The organism is Paenibacillus sp. 2TAB26, assembly GCF_052115145.1.
Lineage (GTDB): Bacteria > Bacillota > Bacilli > Paenibacillales > Paenibacillaceae > Pristimantibacillus.
This window is the reverse complement of sequence record NZ_JBFRGC010000127.1, coordinates 1-404: the sequence shown is the minus strand read 5'-3', so window position 1 is coordinate 404 and position 404 is coordinate 1. Positions and strand designations below refer to the sequence as shown.

Genomic DNA, 404 nt, shown 5'->3' with positions numbered 1-404 from the left:
TTTCACTCCGCTTCCGCGGTGCTTTTCACCTTTCCCTCACGGTACTGCTTCACTATCGGTCACCAGGGAGTATTTAGCCTTGGCAGATGGTCCTGCCGGATTCCGACGGGGTTTCTCGTGTCCCGCCGTACTCAGGATCCGTCTCGGAGAGTGCTTGCTTTCGGTTACAGGGCTTTTACCTGCTCTGGCGGGCCTTTCCAGACCTCTTCGCCTACCAAACACYTTTGTAACTCCATGTGAGACGTCCTACAACCCCAAGGAGCAAGCTCCTTGGTTTGGGCTAATCCGCGTTCGCTCGCCGCTACTGACGGAATCACTATTGTTTTCTCTTCCTCAGGGTACTTAGATGTTTCAGTTCCCCTGGTATGCCTCTACCCAACCTATGTATTCAGTTGAGAGTAACT

General features: G+C 52.9%; 1 rRNA gene. It reads right to left on the bottom strand.

The annotated features are described in order from the left end of the window. A 23S ribosomal RNA gene (locus AB4Z50_RS36185) occupies window positions 1-404 on the bottom strand; the annotation flags it as partial.